This window comes from Streptomyces sp. NPDC046900 (assembly GCF_040644975.1).
In the GTDB taxonomy this organism is placed as follows: domain Bacteria; phylum Actinomycetota; class Actinomycetes; order Streptomycetales; family Streptomycetaceae; genus Streptomyces.
The window spans coordinates 64,989-81,377 of record NZ_JBEYXD010000008.1; the positions used below are offsets into that span (position 1 = coordinate 64,989).

Here is a 16,389-nt window from a genome sequence, read left to right on the forward strand (position 1 = left end):
GCGTCGGAAACGCATGCGGCGTCGGAAACGGATGCGGCGTCGGAGACGGGATCGGGAACGGATACGGGATCGGGAACGGATACGGCGTCGGAAACGCATGCGGCGTCGGAAACGGATGCGGCGTCGGAGACGGGATCGGGAACGGATACGGGATCGGGAACGGATACGGCGTCGGAAACGGATACGGCGTCGGAAACGGCGGGGGCTACCGCGGGAACGGGGGCGGAGGCGGATACGAACAGCACGGCGTGCAGGCAGGCGGCGGGGGCAGCGCCGGCGGCTTCGACCCGAAGAAGATCGGTCTTGGCGCAGCGCTCATCGCGGGCACGGTCGGCGCGGCCTGGCGCATGACACGCCGGCGTAGCGCATCCGGGTCCTGACGCGCACCGCCGCCCCTCGACCGACCGCACCCCGGAGCCCATCGGGTTCCGGGGTGCGGTCTGTTCTGGTGCCGGAGCAGGCTCGGGATCCGGGCCAGGATCAGCTCTCGTCGTCCGACCGGCCACGCCACCACACCACCCCGCCCGCGATGATCGCCGCCGCCACCAGGCTGCCGCCGATCGCCATGTCGGTGGGCGTGGCGCCCGAGGACGTGCCGTCGGCACCGCGGCGGACCGCGTCCCCTGTACCGAGGACGGCGTCCGGCGGGAGAAAGGTTCTCTGACCGGGCGCGGCGACGGCGGTATCCGGCTCGTCCCGGGCCATGGCCGCTGGTGCGGCGAACCCGAGAGCCGCGGCCGCGATGGCACTGACCGCCAGGGCAGCACTGGTATGCATGAGGCCTCCGCGGGAGGCGCCCCGGGGACCGTCCCCCGGTCGAATGGGAGAAAGCACCTCCTCGACGAACCCTCGAACGGGATACGCGCGAGCGCATGTCGGGGGTGGCCCGACCCGGTGAGAGGACAAGCGGCGGACCGGACGGCCGGGCTGACGTCCCCGTAGTTCACGACGTGTCAGAAATGCGGCTGATCCGGGCAACTCGGACGGCGTACCGCGGAACCGCCCTCCGCCACCCGTTCGCTCTCTCCCCGTCGCTCACACAGTTCGCTGCGCCTAGCGTTCTTCTTGTTGCGTGACGGACGCGGTGACGGCCGCGTGGAGAGGGGAATCGCGAATGTCTGCGTCCGAGTCGGCCGGCAAGGAGAAGCGCGCCCCGTGGGGCGTGATGGCCCTCGTTCTGCTGACGGGCCTCGCTCTCGTGCGCAACGGATCGGGCGTGCTGCACGTGGGCCCGCCGCAGCCGGCCTCCGCGGCGGCCCCGGGTACCAGCGGCACCCAGAGCCCCACCAGGACTCCCGCCCCCCTGACGTATTCCGTGGTCAGCCGCGTCCGGATCCCGGCGATCCAGGTCGATGCCCCCGTCATGCCGGTGGGCCTGGACGCGTCCGGCTGGGTGAGCGCGCCGCCGTCCGAGGACCCGAACCTCGCGGGCTGGTTCACGGGCGGGGTCTCGCCCGGTGAGAAGGGCACGGCCGTGATCGTGGGGCATGTGGACAACAAGGAAGGGCCCGCCGTCTTCTACGGACTGGGCTCCCTGAGGCAGGGCAACCGCATCGAGGTCCGGCGCCTGGACGGGAAGACCGCCGTGTTCGAGACCTACGGCAACGAGGTCTTCGACAAGGCGCACTTCCCCGGCGCACGCGTCTACCGCAGCAAGGGCACCCCGGAACTGCGTGTCATCACATGCGGCGGCGGATTCTCCGAGGAGCACGGTTACGCGGGGAACGTGGTGGTTTTCGCCCGCCTGGTCCAGGTGCGCTGAGCCGGGCCGGCCGCATGGCTTCCCCCGCCGCCCGCACAGCCCCGGACCTGCGACTTCCGATAGCCTCACTGCCGTGAAGGAACAGCACTCGCATCGGTTCGAGCGCGGCACCGACGGGCCCAAGGTCATCGTCGTCGGGGTGGACGGCTCCGACTCCTCGCTCCGGGCCGCGGCCTACGCCGGCGGACTGGCCAGGCGGCAGCGTGCGCTGCTCGCGGTCGTGTACGTGCAGCCGGTGATGGCGGCGGGGGCGGCACTCGGGGTGCCGGTCGCCGAGACGACCGACGCGATCGCCGAGGACCTGGTGAAGTACATCCGCGAGGCCACCGAGCGGGTCAAGGACATATTCGAGGTGCGCTGGGAGTTCCACACCTTCCGGGGCGACCCCTTCAACGGGCTGGTCAAGGCGGCCGACGAGCTGAAGGCGGACGCGGTCGTGGTGGGCGCCTCCGAGCAGGCCGGCCACCGCATCGTCGGCTCGGTGGCGATCCGGCTGGTGAAGGCGGGGCGCTGGCCGGTCACGGTCGTACCGTAGAAACAGCCTCCCGGCGGGGCCGGACCCGCCCGCGAGGCGGCGGCCATGAGTGGTCGCGCCCGGGCGCGAGGGCATGCACGCCGTCTTCCGTCCTTCGCCTCTCTGCGCCATCATGATCCGCCGTCAGCAGATTGCCGTCTGCGAAGAGGTGAGGCTCATGGCCGGGCTCAAAGTGGGCGAGGGGATTCTCCGCCGCAAACCCATCGAGCACATCGAGGAGACGGAGGCCCGTGAGGGCACCCGGCTCGACCGTTCACTCGGGCTGTGGCAGCTGACCGCCATCGGTGTCGGCGGGATCATCGGGGCCGGCATCTTCACCCTGGCCGGTACCGTCGCCAACGGCACGGCGGGTCCCGCGGTCCTCGTGTCCTTCCTGATCGCGGGCGTGGCCAGCGCGGCCGCCGCACTCTCGTACGCCGAGTTCGCGGGCCTCATCCCCAAGGCGGGGTCCGCCTACACATACGGCTACGCGGTGCTCGGCGAGTACGCCGGCTGGTTCATCGGCTGGGATCTGCTGCTGGAGTACACGGCGATCGTGGCGGTGGTGGCGATCGGCATCTCCGGCTACTTCGGCTTCCTCGTCGGGGAGATGGGCGCTCATCTGCCGGCCTGGATGCTGGGCGCGCCGGGCACCGGAGCCGGGCACCGGGTCGACCTGTTCGCGGTCGTGCTGTGCCTGCTGATCGCGTGCCTGCTGAATCTCGGCATCCGCAACGCGGCCCGTTTCGAGACGACGGTCGTGGCCCTGAAGGTCCTCGTCGTCCTGCTGGTGATCGCCGTCGGCGTCTTCCACATCGACACCGCCAACTACCACCCGTTCTTCCCGTACGGCGTCGGCGGTGCGTTCACCGGTGCGGCGACCGTCTTCTTCGCGGTCTTCGGGTACGACGCGATGTCCACCGCGGCCGAGGAGTCCAAGGACGCGCAGCGCCACATGCCGAAGGCGATCCTGTACTCGCTCGGCATCGCGATGGTTCTGTACGTGGCGGCCTGCCTCGTGCTGACGGGCATGCAGAACTACAAGCACATCGACAAGGAGAGCGGCTTCTCCAGCGCGTTCAAGTCGGTGGGCCTCGGCGGTCTCGCGGATCTGATCGCGCTCGGCGCCATCGTCGGCATCCTCACGGTGATGTTCACGTTCATGCTGGGCGTCACCCGGGTGTGGTTCTCGATGTCCCGGGACGGGCTGCTGCCGAAGTGGTTCGCGAAGACGCATCGCACACGTCATGTCCCCACGCGTGTCACCTGGATCGTCGGGGCCGCCTCCGCCGTCATCGCCGGGTTCCTGCCGATCTCCGAGGCGGCCGAACTGACCAACATCGGGATCCTGCTGGCGTTCGTCGTGGTGTGCGTGGCGGTGATCGTGCTGCGCTACCGGCAGCCGGACCTGCCGCGTACCTTCCGCACGCCGTGGATGCCGTTCGTGCCGGCGCTGGGCGTGGTCTTCTCGCTCTGGCTCATCACGTTCCTGCAGTGGCAGACCTGGGTGCGCTTCGCCGTGTGGTTCGCGATCGGCCAGGTCGTCTATTTCGGTTACTCCTACAAGCACTCCGAGCTGGCCGGGACCGGCACGTCGCGGTGAGACGTCACCGCTCCCCGGCCGACCGCTCGCCGCACCGTTCACCGATGAACAGCGACCGCCCACCGCACAGCCCGGTCGCGCACCTGTCCGGGCGGCGTGCGGCGCGTTGCCATACGCGCATGACGGCCGGAACCACCACCCGCACCGGGACGACCGCCGAGCACGAGCTGGCCGAGCTGCAGCGCGAGCACGGCCGCCCCCTCTTCGCCCTGCTGCTCAGGCTCTCGGACGGCGACCGCCAGCGCGCCGAGGATCTGCTGCAGGAGACGTTCGTACGCGCCTGGCAGCACCCCGAGGCCCTGCGCGCACACGATTTCGACTCCGTGCGCCCGTGGTTGCTCACGGTCGGCCGACGGCTCGCCATCGACGCCCGGCGGGCCCGCCAGGCGCGTCCCGCAGAGGTCGGGGACGCCGTGCTGGAGAACCTCCGGGTGATTACCGACCACGCGGAACGGTCCGCCGCGATGCTCGACGTACGCGAGGCTGTGAAGACTCTCACGCCCGAGCACCGGGATGTGCTGGTGCAGGTGTACTTCCAGGGGGCCAGTGTGGCGGAGGCTGCCGAGGCCCTGGGAATCCCGCCCGGTACGGTGAAGTCTCGCGCGTACTACGCCCTGCGCGCCCTGCGCAGGGTTTTGCCGGGTTACGCGGCCGAGCTGCGGTGAAACCGAAGGCCGAGTCAAGCCTCCGTAAAGCGCCTTGCTGCGGACCATGGTTGAGCACTCAGCTTGCCTCATCCGTGTTCGGGACTGGGGGCCCGGGTTCGGGCGACGCGCACGTACCGGAGGAAGGCAGGAAGGGATGCTGCACAGAGGCCAAGAGAGCACGGACGGCACCGGCGGCGGTGAACTGGCCGTCCCCATGGCGTGGCTCTACGCCGAGTACATCGCGGACGAACTGCTGCGGACCGGCGACCTCATGCCGCCGACGTCCTTCGAGTTCCGCGCCGGGCGTGACGCCCTGGCACTGACCATCTTCCTGTCCGACACCGGCGGCGAGCTGTCCGGGATCCGGGTGGTCTCACAGCTGGAGACCTGGCTTTCGCTGACGGCGTACGACCAGCCCTGGCAGGACTGGGTGCGCGAGCGGATGGCCGAGCTGACCGCCGAGGCGGTCGCGACGGCAGGCCCCGCACCGGATCTGGAGCTGGCGTCGGCGGCCTGGCGCTGGCTGGAGGAGACCGAGCTGCTCGCCCCTGACCTTGACGCGGTGCCCGGCGGCGCGGCCGTGGTCGGCGAGGACGACGGTCCCAAGGTCTGGACGCCGGCCTGGCAGCTGGGACTCCCCCTCGGGCATCTCGCCATCCATCTTTTTTGAGCACGGACCAATCCGCAGACCCGACGGCTCCGAATGTCTTGGCCGCGATTCGGTAACGGCCTTGAGTGATTCAGCCGTCAGGTCCGTACCGGTGAGCAACAGCAACACCACCCCCACCCCGCTCACCGGCATGAGGATTTGGTATGAGGTCCCTGGAACGCCATCGCGACGTCGGTGCCTACGCGCTCGGCGTGCTGGACGAAGCGGAAGCCTTTCGCTTCGAGGACCACCTCATGGAGTGCCCCAGTTGCACGGCACACGTGAGCGAGTTCCGCCCCGCGGCACGACAGCTGATGCTGTACCGCCAAGCGACCCCGCGGTCCGTGCATCCCTTCGCGGCCCCCGGGCCGCGCCTGCTGGAGCGGCTGCTCGAGGAGGTCACGGCCAAGCACCGCAACGAGCGCAGGCGCCGGCTGTACGCGGTCGCCGCCGCCGCGGTGTTCGCGGTCGGCGCGCCGGCAGCCGCGCTGGCGACCGGGCACGGCTCGCCCTCGGCGGCCACGGCCATGAGCGCCACCGACCCCGACACGGGCGTGTGGGCGGAGATCACCACACAGGACCGGCTCTGGGGCAGTCAGGTCGACGTCACGGTCAAGGACAAGTCCGGACCGCACCCGTGCCGGCTGGTGGTGATCGGCAAGGACGGCACGGAGCACACGGTGACGAGCTGGATGGTGCCCTCGGACGACGGCGAGGCGACCTCCATGCAAGGGGGCTCGGCGCTGCAGTCCGGGCAGATCGACCGCTTCGAGGTGCGCACCAGCGACGGGCAGCACCTGGTCACACTGAAGTCCCGCTGATCGGGTAGGACCGGGCGCCGGTGTCCCGCCGCCGACAGCCCGCGCTACTTCAGCAGCCGTGACAACCGGCGGTCTGCGAGCGGCTTGCCGCCCGTCTGGCAGGTGGGGCAGTACTGCAGCGAGGAGTCGCTGAAGGAGACCTCGCGGATGGTGTCCCCGCACACCGGACACGGCTCCCCCGTGCGGCCGTGAACCCGCAGGCCGCTCTTCTTCTCCGCCTTGAGGCGGCCGGCGGCCAGACCCCGCGAGCGCTCCACCGCCTCGGTGAGGGTGGTCCGCAGCGCCTCGTACAGGTGCCCCGTCTCCTGCGGCGACAACGACGCGGCCAGTTTGAACGGGGACATCTTCGCCGCGTGCAGAATCTCGTCGCTGTAGGCGTTGCCGACACCCGCGATCAGGCTCTGGTCGCGCAGTGCTCCCTTGATCTGCCGGCGCTCGCCCGCGAGGAGCCGCGCGAGCCGCTGCTCGTCGAAGTCGGCGGCGAGCGGGTCCGGGCCCAGCCGGGCGATCCCCGGGATCTCCTGCGGATCGTGTACGACGTACACGGCGAGCCGCTTCTGGGTGCCCGCCTCCGTCAGGTCGAAGCCCTCACCGGTCTCCAGCGCGACCCGGAGGGCGAGCGGGCCCTTGCCTGGACGGGGCACGCCGTCGGGCAGGCGGTCCTTCCACTGGAGCCAGCCCCCGCGGGCCAGATGGGTGACGAAGTGCAGTCCGTCGGCCTCCAGGCCGAGGAACTTGCCGTACCGGCCGACCGCGGTGACGGTGCGGCCCTCGAAGGCGTTGACCGCCGGGTCGTACGTCTTCAGGACACTGATGGCGACGGGCAGCACCCGCACCACCTCGTGACCGACGACGTGCTCGGTCAGGAAATCCTTGAGCGCTTCGACCTCGGGCAGTTCCGGCATGTGTACCAGAGTGCCATCTGCCGCCGGCGACGCGCCCCGTCCTTGGGTGTCAGCCGCGTCGCGGGACCAGGAACTCGCACCACACGACCTTTCCATAGCCCCTCGGCTCCACCCCCCACACGTCCGTGAGCCGGTCGACGAGCAGCAGGCCGCGGCCCGAGACGCACTCCTCGCTCGCCTCCCGGCGCCGGGGCAGGGCACTGGAGGTGTCCTCGACCTCCACGCGGAGCCTGCGGTCGTGCCCGGTGACGATCCGCAGGGTGACGGTGGCCGAGCCTTCGGTGTGCAGCAGGACATTGGTGATCAGCTCGTTGGCGACCAGTTCGATCTCCGAGGACCGCTCGGCCACCCCCCAGGCGCTCACGGCGGCGCGGATCGCGCGGCGGGCCTCGGTGAGCGCGTCCGGGTCGCCGGGCTCCACGTGCTGCTGCAGGCGTCCGCCGGACCGCTGGTACAGACACCCGCGCCGCAGCAGCAGGATGGCCACGTCGTCGTCGCCACCTCGCTCCTCGGCCACGTCGATGAGCAGGTCGGCGAGGTCGCGCACATCGTCCGGGCCGGCGCAGACCAGGTCCCGCAGGATCATCATGCCGTCGTCGATGTCGGCGCCCGGCTCTTCGATCAGGCCGTCGGTGCACAGCAGCAGGGTCTCGCCGGTCCTCAGCTCGACGGTGGTGACTGCATATTCGAGGCGGTCGAATTCGGCGGACAGCCCGAGCGGAAGCCCGCCCTCGATGGACACGAGCCGGCAGCCGCCACCGGGCAGCCGCACCAGCGGCTCCAGATGGCCCGCGCGGACCACCTGCACCACTCCGGTGGACAGATCGGCCTCGGCGTACAGGCAGGTGGCGAAGCGCTCGGTGTCGAGTTCCTTGAGGAAGACCGAGGCGCGGGCGACCACGGTGGCCGGTGTGTGGCCCTCGGCCGCGTAGGCGCGCAGCACGATGCGCAGCTGGCCCATGACCGCGGCCGCGTGCGTGTCGTGGCCCTGGACGTCGCCGATGACCGCGCCGACCCGCCCGCCGGGCAGCAGGATCACGTCGTACCAGTCGCCCCCGATGTCCCGGCCGAGGGCACCGGCGCGGTAGCGGACGGCGATGTCGGCGCCGGGCACGCAGGGGATGGAGCGGGGCAGCATCGCCTGCTGCAGCCCCTGGGCGAGGTCCTTCTCCTGCTCGTAGAACATGGCGCGCTGCAGGCTCTGCGCGATGCTGCCGCCGAGCGCGATGAGGATGTTGCGTTCCTCGGGAGTGAAGCCGTACCGGTCGTCGTACAGCAGGCCCAGGCCACCGATGGGCCGTGCCTGCACGATCAGCGGCAGATAGGCCGCCGAGGTGATGCGCAGGTTCGTCAGATTCGGCCACAGGACGGGATAGCGCTCGGCGAACTCCTCCGGGGACTCGATGAACCGCGGGGTGAGGGTGCGCACCGCCTCGCTCATGGGGTACGGCTCGTCGATACGGGTGACCAGCGTGCCCGGTACGGAGCTGCCCGCGGGTCCCTGGACGACGAGCCGGAGGCGGCCCGCCTCCACCAGTCCCACGACGAGGCTGGTCGCACCGAGGTGGGTGAGGCCGCGACAGTCCTTGAGGACGTCGATGACGTCCTGGACGGTGCGGGCCTGGGCGAGCGCCGCGCTGGTGATCTGGACGACGTCCGTCTGCCGGCGCAGGGCCTCGTCGTGGGTCGTCTGCTCGGTGCGGGTCCGGCTTTCGCGCAGTTCCTGCGCGGCGTCGCGGACGATGCCGATGATCCGGCGCGGTCTGCCCGTCCCGTCGCGCCGGATGTGGCCCTGGGCGTGGGCCCAGCGCAGGGTGCCGTCGCGGTGGCGGACGCGGAAGTACGTGCCGTAGTTCTCGCTGCCGTCCTTGATGGCCCGGGAGATCAGGGCGTCGAGACGCTCGAACTCCGTCGGCGGGATGCGTGCGGAGAGACTCTCGGGGCGGCCGTCGTATTCGTCGAGGCGCACGTCGAAGATCTCGTGGGCCAGGGCGTCCATGTGGAACAGCCCGGTGTCCAGGTCCCAGTCGAAGCTGCCCATCTGGTTGAGCGCCAGGATCGGATCCGGGTGGTCGGGCCAGTCCTTCGGGAGTGACAGGGCGCCCGCTCCCTGATCAACCATGGGGCCACCTTGCCAGGATTTACCCGAATATTCGACTTCTGCCCCTCTGTCCCGCGGGCCTGCCGGTACGCCGCCGGTTCAGTGGCCGAGTATCCGGGCCGGGCTGTCCAGCAGAGGGCTCTCGGTGCCGGTGGCCTGGGGGACCGGACCGCCTCCGTCAGCCACGCCGGACGTCTCGGGCACGCCCGCGGGGCCCGTGTCCTCGCCCGGCGAGTGCAGGGAGGCCGACGCGTCCGGGGCGGAGGGAGGGGATGCCGGAGCCGAGGGGGAAACCGGGGGTGCGTCGGCCGTCGGGGAGGCCGCCGGAGCCGTCGCGGCGGCCGGAGGCGCGGCCGCCGTGGCAGACGGTGTGCCCGAGCCGGAGGGGGCCGACGACGGAGCCGCGACGATGGTGGGGGCGGCGCAGTCGTCGCCCCGCTTGGTGGTCTCGGCCGGGGACTGCCCGGACTGCGACGGCTGCCCCTTCGGCGCGACGGTCACGGTCGCGCCCGGCGTCACACAGTCGAGCCCGGACCGCGCCGGCAACCGGCTCTTCTCGTACGGCGCGGCGCCCGTCCCGCTCGGGGAGGGTGTGTCGAGCGGTGGCGCATCGCGTTCGTCCGGAACCTCCTCGGACTCGTCCGCGTGCTCCTCGGGCTGTTCGGTCCGCGTGTCCTCCGTGTCGGGCGTGCGCATCCTGTCTTCGGACGACCCCGAGTCGCGCCCGGGCGGCGGTGGTACGACCACGTCCCGGCGTCCGTCGTCGCCGATCCGGCGCTCGATCCAGGTGTCCTTGTCCTCGATGTTGATGATCATGATGTTCAGGATGATCTGAGGGGCCGGGGTCACCACGACCACCTGCCCGGGCCGGTAACCGGACCAGGGACGGCCTTGGATGGCGGGGGTGCCCTGCAACCGTGCGGGTTCGCTGATGGGGTTGCCGCCGGCACAGCGCACGCGGGGCACACCGCGGTTGTCGACGAGGACGGCGGTTCCGGCCTCCAGGACGGACTGCCGGGCGGTCGCCTGTCCGTCGCGGAGGCCGTGCAGCGTGACCAGGGTGTCGGCGCGCAGGACCACCGAGGTCAGTCCGCGCAGACGGTCGCGCAGGGACGCCTGGTCGATGCCGGCCGCCTGCGCGAAGGCCCGGGCCTTGGTGGCGTCGGCCGTCAGAAGGGCGATCTGCCGCTCGATGTCACAGCTGGGAGCGGACCGGGTGCCGCCGTAGAGGCCGGGCGTCGCGCCGGAGACCGAGCGTGCCGCCGACAGCGCTTCGTCCACGGTCGGCTCCGGCAGCCGGGTGACGGGACGCGGCGAGGCGGCGGATCTGACGGTGGAGTCGGTGAAGGAGTCCGGATCGCTCGCCTCGACCGGCTGGAGGAAGACCTCACCGCCGGTCGGGACGGCGGATATCGAGTCCGCGCCCGCGCATCCGGCGCAGAGCAGGGCGGTCGCCGACAGGGTGCCTACGGCAGCGAAGGCCCTGGCGGGCACGTTCCGCTTCCCGGCGGAGCTCCTGGGTGTCCTGAGGGGTGCCTTTCGCGAGTGGATGGACGTCTTCACCGGTTTCTCCCGTTTCGTCCAAGGCGATTCGTCCCTCATTCTCTGCGCCACTCACTTGGGTTACGCAAGCCGAACAGTGGTGTACACAGAGTCACGAGCCCCTCCGCCTCCACACGGGGTACTCGGGCACACTGAACGGAGAGGAGCGGTCGCCGTGGACTGGTTCGTCGCGCCGGAGTACTGGATGAGCCGGCTGGTCTTCCAGCGGGCTCTCGCGGTCGTGTACCTCTTCGCCTTTCTGACGGCCGCGCTGCAGTTCCGCGCGCTGATCGGGGAGCGCGGGATGCTGCCGGTGCCCCGCTATGTCGCCCGGCTCCCCTTCAAGCACGCGCCCAGCGTCTTCCACTTTCATTACTCCGACCGTTTCTTCGCCGTCTGGGCGTGGACCGGCTGCGCGCTGTCCGCGGCGCTGATCGCCGGAGTCGACCATCAAGTGCCGCTCTGGGCGGCGATGGTCATCTGGCTGATTCTCTGGGCGATGTATCTGTCGATCGTCAACGTCGGCCAGACCTGGTACTCGTTCGGCTGGGAGTCGCTGCTGCTGGAGGTCGGGTTCGTGGCCGTCTTCCTCGGCAACGACACGGTGGCCCCGCCGATCGTCGTGCTGTTCCTGCTGCGCTGGATCCTGTTCCGGGTGGAGTTCGGCGCCGGACTGATCAAGATCCGCGGGGACGCCTGCTGGCGCGAGCTGACCTGTCTCGACTACCACCACGAGACGCAGCCGATGCCGGGCCCGCTGAGCTGGTTCTTCCACCATCTGCCGAGGCCGCTGCACCGGGTCGAGGTGGCGGCCAACCATGTGACCCAACTGGTCGTTCCGGTGCTGCTGTTCACCCCGCAGCCGATCGCGACGGCCGCCGCCGCCCTGATGATCGTCACCCAGCTGTGGCTGGTCCTGTCCGGCAACTTCGCCTGGCTGAACTGGATCACGATCGTACTGGCCCTGTCGGCGGTTCAGTTCCCGTCCGCGGCCGCGAAGCCCGCCGGGCCGCCGCTGTGGTACGAGGTCGTGGTCCTGGTGGTGGCCGTAGGTCTGGTCGCCCTCAGCTACCACCCGGTGCGCAACATGATCTCGCGGGCCCAGATCATGAACCGCTCCTTCGACCCCCTGCACCTCGTGAACACCTACGGCGCGTTCGGCAGCGTCAGCCGTGTGCGGTACGAGGTGGTGATCGAGGGCACGGCGGACGACGCGCCGCGTGAGGACTCCGACTGGCGGGAGTACGAGTTCAAGGGCAAACCGGGCGATCCCCGGCGCTGGCCGCGCCAGTACGCCCCGTACCACCTGCGGCTCGACTGGCTGATGTGGTTCGTGGCGCTCTCCCCCGCGTACGCGGGCGCCTGGTTCGGCGCTCTGGTCGAACGCCTCCTGGAGAACGACCGCGACACGCTGCGGCTCCTGCGCCGCTCCCCGTTCCCGCCGGACGCGCCTCCGCGCTACGTACGCGCCCGGCTGTTCCGCTACCAGTACACCAGCTGGCGGGAACTGCGGGAGACGGGGGCGTGCTGGAAGCGGACCTACGTGCGCGAGTTCATGCCGCCGACCCGGCTCTCCGTCCCAGCGGCTCAGAGCCGGTAGACCCGGGCCGCGGTGCCCTCGAAGACCATCGCACGCTCGTCGTCACCGAGGCCCAGCGTCAGCGTCCGGGCCGTCCGCGACACCTCCGCGTATGTGGCGGCCAGCGTGCACACGGGCCAGTCCGAACCGAACATCAGCCGGTCCGGGCCGAAGGCGTCCAGCACGGTGTCGGCGTACGGCTGGAGGTCCTGCGGGTTCCACTCCTTCCAGGCGGCCTCGGTCACCATCCCCGAGAGCTTGCACACCGCGTTGGGCAGGACGGCCAGGTCTCTGATGTCCGACGCCCATGGTTCAAGGGCACCGGAGGCGATCGGCGGCTTGCCCAGGTGGTCCAGGACGAAGGTCAGCCCGGGCAGCGCGGCGGCCGCCTTGACGCACGCGGGAAGCTGGTGGGGCAGGACGACCAGGTCGTACACCAGACCTGCATCGGCGACCGCGGCCAGCCCGCGCCGTACGTCGGCGCGCAGCAGCCATTCCGGGTCCGGTTCGTCCTGGACCTGGTGGCGGATCCCGCGCAGATACGAACCGCCGGGCAGTTCGCGCAGCCGGGCCAGGGCCTCGGCGACGTCGGGTGCCGTGAGGTCGGTCCAGCCGACGACTCCGGCGACGAGTTCGTGCTCCTGGGCCAGGGCCAGGAACTCCGGGGTCTCCTCGGCCACCGTGATCGTCTGCACCAGCACGGTCCGGTCGACGCCGGCCGCGCGCGCCTCGGGCTCGAGGTCAAGGACGGTGAAGTCCCGCCGTAGCGGTGCCAGTCCGGGCCCCGTGAGCCAGTCCTGATCGCGGACGGCGAGGTCCCACACATGGTGGTGGGCGTCGACGGTCACGGCAGCTCCCACACGACGGGCAGGCCGGCGTCCGCGCCGTCGCTCGAGTAGTCGTGCACGACGTCGAGCAGCTCCGCCATCCGCGCCTGCCAGGCGACGTTGACCGGCAGCTTCTCCAGCTCGGCCAGCAGCCGCGCGTAGTCCTCGCACTCCAGGACGTGGAAGAGGTCCGTCCCGCTGCGCCAGATCGTCCAGGAGGTGACCCCGGCCGCGCGGATCGCCGCCGTCAGTTCCTTCGGCACCTCCCGATGGGCGGCCTCGTACTCCTCCATACGGTCGGCACGCACCTTCGTGTGCAGAGCGACTCTCATGACGGCTCCTCGGCGTGGGGCTCGGGGACGGGGGCGTCGGCAGGCAGCAGGTCCGCGTCCTTCAGTTCCTGCCAGAACGCGGCCGGTGCTCCGGCCGCGAACTGCTCCGCGCAGTCCAGGACCTCGGGCGCCGAGCGCGCCCCGGCCAGTACGCTCACCACGGCCGGATGGGCGGAGCAGAACGCCAGCGCCGCGGCCCGCAGCGTGGTGCCGTGCCGTTGCGCGAGCGCCTGCAGCCGAAGCGCGCGGTCCAGCAACTCCTCCGGCGCGCTGGCGTAGTTGTAGGTCGTCCCCGGCCGCGGATCGGCCAGCAGGCCGGAGTTGAAGGCGCCGCCGACGACCACGGACACGCCGCGCTCCAGCGCCGCGGGCAGCAGCCCGGCCAGTGCGCGCTGGTCGAGCAGGGTGTACCGGCTCGCGCACAGCACCACGTCCACATCCGTGTCGTGGACGAACCGGGTGAGCATCTCGGCCTGGTTCATGCCCGCGCCGATCGCGCCCACCACGCCCTCGGAGCGCAGTTTCTCCAGCGCCGGATAGCCCTCACCGAAGGCCTGCTCGGCGTGGTCGTCCGGGTCGTGGAGGTAGACGACGTCCACCCGGTCCAGGCCGAGCCGCTCGAGACTGCTCTCCAGACTGCGTCGGACGCCGTCCGCGCTGAAGTCCCAGACGCGGCGGTGGGTGGCGGGTACGGCGAAGCCGTTCGCCAGGTCGTCGCCGCCCGCGCCGGTCGGCTCCAGCAGGCGGCCCACCTTGGTGGAGACCGTGTACCCGGTGCGCGGATGTTCGCGCAGGGCGGCGCCGAGGCGGCGCTCCGACAGACCGAGACCGTAGTGCGGGGCGGTGTCGAAGTAGCGGATCCCGGCGTCCCAGGCGGCCTGCACCGCCGCGTACGCCTGCTCCTCGCCGACCTCGGTGTAGAGGTTGCCGACGGCGGCGCCGCCGAAGGCGAGGGGGCCGACCTCGACGGCGCTGCGGCCGAGCGCGCTCACCGGCCCGCCGGTCGCAGTCTCAGGCCCTGCATGCCGCCGTCCACTGCGAGGGCGGTGCCGGTGGTCGCACCGGACAGCGGGCTGGCCAAATAGGCGATGGCGCCGGCCACTTCGTCGGCACTGACCAGGCGCCCGGTGGGCTGGCGGGCCTGGAGCGCGGTGCGTTCGGCGACCGGGTCGGGGGCGGCGTCGAGGAGCCGGCCGACCCAAGGAGTGTCGACCGTACCGGGATTGACGCAGTTGACGCGGATGCCCTCGCGGACGTGGTCGGCGGCCATGGCAAGGGTCAGCGAGAGGACGGCTCCCTTGCTGGCGCTGTACAGCGCCCGCTGCGGCAGCCCCGCCGTCGCCGCGATGGAGCAGGTGTTCACGATCGACGCGTGCGCCGACTCGCGCAGATGGGGCAGCGCGGCGCGGGCCACGCGGACCATGCCCAGGACGTTGACGTCGAGCACCCGCCACCATTCCTCGTCGTCGTTGTCCTCGACGGTGCCCTGGGCGCCGATGCCCGCGTTGTTGACCAGGACGTCCAGGCACCCGAGGTCGGCGACGGCGGCGGCCACGGCCGCGCGTACCGAGGCGTCGTCGGTCACATCGGCCCGGTAGGCGCGCAGCGGCTTGTCCACCGATGAGGGATCGCGGTCCAGTACGGCCACCTGGGCGCCACGCTCGCTCAGCAGTTCCGCGGTGGCCCGGCCGATGCCGGAGGCCCCGCCGGTCACCAGGACCCTGAGACCCTCGAAGTCGCTCATGCCGCATGCCCCTTCTTGCCGTCGAGGTCGGCGGCCCAGAAGGTGCCGCCGGGGAAGGTGTACTGCGCGATGGACTCAGGACGCATCACCGCCGAGAAGCCCGGCGCGGTGGGCGCGATGTAGTGCCCCTCCCTGACCGCCACCGGGTCGAGGAAGTGCTCATGCAAATGGTTCACGTATTCGATGACACGGTCGTCGGTCGTGCCCGAGAGGGCGACGAAGTCGAACATCGACAGGTGCTGCACCAGCTCGCACAGTCCGACCCCGCCCGCGTGCGGGCAGACCGGCACCCCGAACTTCGCGGCGAGCAGCAGGATCGCGAGGTTCTCGTTGACGCCCCCGACGCGGGCCGCGTCGATCTGCAGGACGTCGATCGCGCCGGCCTGGAGGAGTTGCTTGAAGACGATACGATTCTGCACGTGTTCGCCGGTGGCCACCTTCACCGGGGTCACCGCCTTGCGGATCGCGGCATGGCCGAGGACGTCGTCGGGACTGGTCGGCTCCTCGATCCAGTACGGATCGAACTCCGCGAGCGCACTGGTCCAGGTGATCGCCTGGTCGACGTTCCAGCGCTGGTTGGCGTCGACGGCGATACGGATGTCCGGGCCGACGACGGACCGGGCGACCCGGCAGCGGCGCATGTCGTCGGAGAGGTCCGCGCCGACCTTCAGCTTGATCTGCCGGAACCCGTCGTCGACGGCCTGTGCCGCCAGTCGGGTGAGTTTCTCGTCGCTGTAGCCCAGCCATCCCGGTGACGTGGTGTAGGCAGGGTAGCCCCGCTCCAGCAGCCGGGCGGTTCGCTCCGCGGCGCCCTCCTTGCCGCGGCGCAGCAGGTCCAACGCCTCGTCGGGGGTGAGCGCGTCGGTGATGTAGCGGAAGTCGATCTGGCGGACCAGCCACTCCGGGTCGGCCTCGGCGAGCAGCTTCCACAAGGGCTTGCCGGCACGCTTGGCGGCCATGTCCCACACGGCGTTCACCACCGCCCCGATCGCCATGTGCATCACGCCCTTCTCGGGCCCGAGCCAGCGCAGCTGGCTGTCGGCGATCAGATCGTGGAACAGCGATCCCGGATCGTCGCAGATCGTGTCCACGTCCCGTCCGACCACATGTCCGCGCAGCGCCTCGATCGCGGCGACCTGGACCTCGTTGCCCCGCCCGATGGTGAACGTGAATCCATGACCCTCGAGCCCTTCGGCGGCTTCGGTGCGCAGCACGAGATAGGCGGCCGAGTAATCGGGGTCCGGGTTCATCGCGTCGGAGCCGTCGAGCTCCCTGGAGGTCGGGAAACGGATGTCGAAGGTGTCGACCGCGACGACACGGGCGGCAGTTGGGGACACAGGAGGCCTTTCGGTCCGGAGCACTG

At 70.9% G+C, this 16,389-nt stretch carries 16 protein-coding genes and 1 pseudogene; 7 read left to right on the forward strand and 10 right to left on the reverse strand.

All coding sequences use genetic code 11. From position 1 onward, the window contains the following. Positions 1 to 245 (reverse strand): annotated as a pseudogene (locus tag ABZ904_RS10875) (hypothetical protein); the annotation flags it as partial. A gap of 235 nt (positions 246 to 480) precedes the next feature. Beyond that, positions 481 to 777 carry a hypothetical protein gene (locus tag ABZ904_RS10880; protein ID WP_359409195.1) on the reverse strand — a complete coding sequence of 99 codons (297 nt, stop codon included), beginning with the start codon at positions 775 to 777 and terminating at the stop codon, positions 481 to 483. 337 nt (positions 778 to 1,114) lie between these two features. Here ABZ904_RS10880 and ABZ904_RS10885 point away from each other — a divergent pair, with 337 nt between their 5' ends. The 6 genes from ABZ904_RS10885 to ABZ904_RS10910 all read left to right on the forward strand — a co-directional run bounded on the left by ABZ904_RS10885 (position 1,115) and on the right by ABZ904_RS10910 (position 5,996). After that, complete coding sequence (locus ABZ904_RS10885) at positions 1,115 to 1,762, forward strand: class F sortase (RefSeq protein WP_359409193.1); 648 nt, start codon at positions 1,115 to 1,117, stop codon at positions 1,760 to 1,762. A gap of 73 nt (positions 1,763 to 1,835) precedes the next feature. Then, the gene (locus tag ABZ904_RS10890; protein WP_360997998.1) at positions 1,836 to 2,297 is read left to right on the forward strand and encodes a universal stress protein; all 462 of its coding nucleotides are present in this window, start codon (positions 1,836 to 1,838) and stop codon (positions 2,295 to 2,297) included. Between the two features lie 157 nt (positions 2,298 to 2,454). Then, positions 2,455 to 3,879, forward strand: coding sequence for an amino acid permease (locus ABZ904_RS10895; protein WP_361822522.1), 1,425 nt, complete (start codon positions 2,455 to 2,457; stop codon positions 3,877 to 3,879). Between the two features lie 119 nt (positions 3,880 to 3,998). Beyond that, positions 3,999 to 4,544, forward strand: a complete 546-nt coding sequence (locus ABZ904_RS10900) for a sigma-70 family RNA polymerase sigma factor (protein WP_360998000.1) — start codon at positions 3,999 to 4,001, stop codon at positions 4,542 to 4,544. Between the two features lie 136 nt (positions 4,545 to 4,680). Next, positions 4,681 to 5,196: a hypothetical protein gene (locus ABZ904_RS10905; protein WP_359409185.1), complete on the forward strand. Its 516-nt coding sequence runs from the start codon at positions 4,681 to 4,683 to the stop codon at positions 5,194 to 5,196. Positions 5,197 to 5,339: 143 nt separating this feature from the next. After that, positions 5,340 to 5,996, forward strand: coding sequence for a zf-HC2 domain-containing protein (locus ABZ904_RS10910; RefSeq protein ID WP_360998002.1), 657 nt, complete (start codon positions 5,340 to 5,342; stop codon positions 5,994 to 5,996). A gap of 44 nt (positions 5,997 to 6,040) precedes the next feature. Here the strand turns inward: ABZ904_RS10910 and ABZ904_RS10915 are convergent, their stop codons facing one another. The 3 genes from ABZ904_RS10915 to ABZ904_RS10925 all read right to left on the reverse strand — a co-directional run bounded on the left by ABZ904_RS10915 (position 6,041) and on the right by ABZ904_RS10925 (position 10,496). Next, positions 6,041 to 6,901, reverse strand: coding sequence for a DNA-formamidopyrimidine glycosylase family protein (locus ABZ904_RS10915; RefSeq protein WP_359409181.1), 861 nt, complete (start codon positions 6,899 to 6,901; stop codon positions 6,041 to 6,043). Between the two features lie 49 nt (positions 6,902 to 6,950). Beyond that, positions 6,951 to 9,023, reverse strand: coding sequence for a SpoIIE family protein phosphatase (locus ABZ904_RS10920; RefSeq protein ID WP_361822527.1), 2,073 nt, complete (start codon positions 9,021 to 9,023; stop codon positions 6,951 to 6,953). Positions 9,024 to 9,101: 78 nt separating this feature from the next. Next, positions 9,102 to 10,496, reverse strand: coding sequence for a DUF6777 domain-containing protein (locus tag ABZ904_RS10925; protein WP_360998007.1), 1,395 nt, complete (start codon positions 10,494 to 10,496; stop codon positions 9,102 to 9,104). Between the two features lie 223 nt (positions 10,497 to 10,719). Between ABZ904_RS10925 and ABZ904_RS10930 the strand changes: the two genes are divergently transcribed. Next, positions 10,720 to 12,144, forward strand: a complete 1,425-nt coding sequence (locus ABZ904_RS10930; protein ID WP_359409175.1) for a lipase maturation factor family protein — start codon at positions 10,720 to 10,722, stop codon at positions 12,142 to 12,144. On the opposite strand, the gene ABZ904_RS10935 is transcribed toward ABZ904_RS10930, so the two are convergent. From ABZ904_RS10935 to ABZ904_RS10955, 5 genes are read right to left on the reverse strand one after another with little or no spacing between them, the layout of a single operon-like run. Beyond that, on the reverse strand, positions 12,132 to 12,971 hold the full coding sequence (locus tag ABZ904_RS10935) for an amidohydrolase family protein (RefSeq protein ID WP_360998009.1): 840 nt from the start codon (positions 12,969 to 12,971) through the stop codon (positions 12,132 to 12,134). The genes ABZ904_RS10930 and ABZ904_RS10935 overlap by 13 nt on opposite strands. After that, a complete protein-coding gene (locus ABZ904_RS10940) occupies positions 12,968 to 13,282 on the reverse strand; it encodes an L-rhamnose mutarotase (RefSeq protein ID WP_359409171.1) in 315 nt (104 codons plus the stop codon). Before ABZ904_RS10940 ends, ABZ904_RS10935 begins: the two co-directional genes overlap by 4 nt. Continuing rightward, on the reverse strand, positions 13,279 to 14,274 hold the full coding sequence (locus ABZ904_RS10945) for an aldo/keto reductase (RefSeq protein WP_360998012.1): 996 nt from the start codon (positions 14,272 to 14,274) through the stop codon (positions 13,279 to 13,281). Before ABZ904_RS10945 ends, ABZ904_RS10940 begins: the two co-directional genes overlap by 4 nt. Continuing rightward, on the reverse strand, positions 14,271 to 15,026 hold the full coding sequence (locus tag ABZ904_RS10950) for an SDR family oxidoreductase (RefSeq protein ID WP_360998014.1): 756 nt from the start codon (positions 15,024 to 15,026) through the stop codon (positions 14,271 to 14,273). Before ABZ904_RS10950 ends, ABZ904_RS10945 begins: the two co-directional genes overlap by 4 nt. After that, positions 15,023 to 16,363 (reverse strand): L-fuconate dehydratase, encoded by a 1,341-nt coding sequence (locus tag ABZ904_RS10955; protein WP_359409165.1) that lies wholly within the window; start codon positions 16,361 to 16,363, stop codon positions 15,023 to 15,025. Before ABZ904_RS10955 ends, ABZ904_RS10950 begins: the two co-directional genes overlap by 4 nt. Positions 16,364 to 16,389 lie beyond the last annotated feature (26 nt).

Excerpts from the sequence above, each read along its gene's own strand:
- ABZ904_RS10880 (WP_359409195.1), bottom strand. The coding sequence starts at position 777 with ATGCATACCAGTGCTGCCCTGGCGGTCAGTGCCATCGCGGCCGCGGCT.
- ABZ904_RS10885 (WP_359409193.1), top strand. The coding sequence starts at position 1,115 with ATGTCTGCGTCCGAGTCGGCCGGCAAGGAGAAGCGCGCCCCGTGGGGC.
- ABZ904_RS10895 (WP_361822522.1), top strand. The coding sequence starts at position 2,455 with ATGGCCGGGCTCAAAGTGGGCGAGGGGATTCTCCGCCGCAAACCCATC.
- ABZ904_RS10900 (WP_360998000.1), top strand. The coding sequence starts at position 3,999 with ATGACGGCCGGAACCACCACCCGCACCGGGACGACCGCCGAGCACGAG.
- ABZ904_RS10905 (WP_359409185.1), top strand. The coding sequence starts at position 4,681 with ATGCTGCACAGAGGCCAAGAGAGCACGGACGGCACCGGCGGCGGTGAA.
- ABZ904_RS10910 (WP_360998002.1), top strand. The coding sequence starts at position 5,340 with ATGAGGTCCCTGGAACGCCATCGCGACGTCGGTGCCTACGCGCTCGGC.
- ABZ904_RS10915 (WP_359409181.1), bottom strand. The coding sequence starts at position 6,901 with ATGCCGGAACTGCCCGAGGTCGAAGCGCTCAAGGATTTCCTGACCGAG.
- ABZ904_RS10920 (WP_361822527.1), bottom strand. The coding sequence starts at position 9,023 with ATGGTTGATCAGGGAGCGGGCGCCCTGTCACTCCCGAAGGACTGGCCC.
- ABZ904_RS10940 (WP_359409171.1), bottom strand. The coding sequence starts at position 13,282 with ATGAGAGTCGCTCTGCACACGAAGGTGCGTGCCGACCGTATGGAGGAG.
- ABZ904_RS10950 (WP_360998014.1), bottom strand. The coding sequence starts at position 15,026 with ATGAGCGACTTCGAGGGTCTCAGGGTCCTGGTGACCGGCGGGGCCTCC.